The organism is Vibrio sp. 811, assembly GCF_033339195.1.
Genome location: NZ_JAWOUB010000128.1, coordinates 1 through 1,021, shown reverse-complemented (window position 1 = coordinate 1,021; position 1,021 = coordinate 1). Strand labels below are relative to the sequence as shown.

Annotated in this window: 1 protein-coding gene; it reads left to right on the top strand. The window is 44.4% G+C overall.

Annotated features, from left to right (window positions below; all coding sequences use genetic code 11):
* Positions 1-239: 239 nt before the first annotated feature.
* Positions 240-1,021, top strand: a 782-nt coding sequence (locus R7Q46_RS25305; protein ID WP_318077957.1) for an acyltransferase, incomplete at its 3' end; no start/stop codon positions are given.

Genomic DNA, 1,021 nt, shown 5'->3' with positions numbered 1-1,021 from the left:
CCTGCGGTTTCAGCGAGTTGAGCCTGAGCAGAACTGACGACAAAGGCCAAAGGCAAAAGGGTTAGCCTTGGTTTCATTCGTTATCTCCTTGTTGTCGAATGAATATTGTGATTTTGATATGAGTTTGGTTTTACATAAAACAAATCTGACCATTCTCACAAATGTTCCAATGTGGCAACGGAGCAGTATAATTACACGCTGTTTTATTACTCACACCTTATCACTGTTGTTTGGTTATCATGTTGGCATATTTGTTATTTTTTTTTAACGCTTCTTTTGTGATCCTCAATTCTGCGATTTGTTCACTCGTAATTTGTGTCATCGCTATTTTTAAGATCCTACTTCCGACCGCGCAGTTAAAAGCTAAAGGGACGGAAGCTGCCAACAAAGTGATGTGGATTTGGGCGACCGTCAATGCGGGGATTCTTGCCTTGTCTAACCGTGTGGAGTGGGACGTTCAAGGCATCGAGAATCTGAAAAAAGATGGTTGGTATTTGCTGATCAGCAATCACCTCAGTTGGACGGATATTGTTGTGCTGTGCTGCGTATTTAAAGATCGCATTCCAATGCCGAAGTTTTTCCTCAAGCAACAACTGCTGTATGTGCCGTTTATTGGTATGGCATGTTGGGCTTTAGACATGCCTTTCATGCGTCGTTACTCTCGTGAGTATTTAATTCGTAACCCTCACAAACGTGGCCAAGATTTGGCAACCACACGTCGTTCGTGTGCCAAGTTTAAGCATACTCCAACCACGGTTGTGAACTACGTGGAAGGTACTCGCTTTACTGAAGAGAAGCAGCGTAAAAGCAAAGCGGGCTACCAATACCTGTTGCAACCCAAGTCAGGCGGTATTGCTTACACATTGGCGGCAATGGGCGAGCAGTTTGAGAACATCATTGATGTGACCCTCGCGTATCCAGAGAAAACGGACAAACCTTTTAAAGACATGCTGATGGGGCGCATGACTAAGATCGTGGTCCATGTGAAAGTGTTGCCAGTTGATGAACAGGTGTTAGGGGA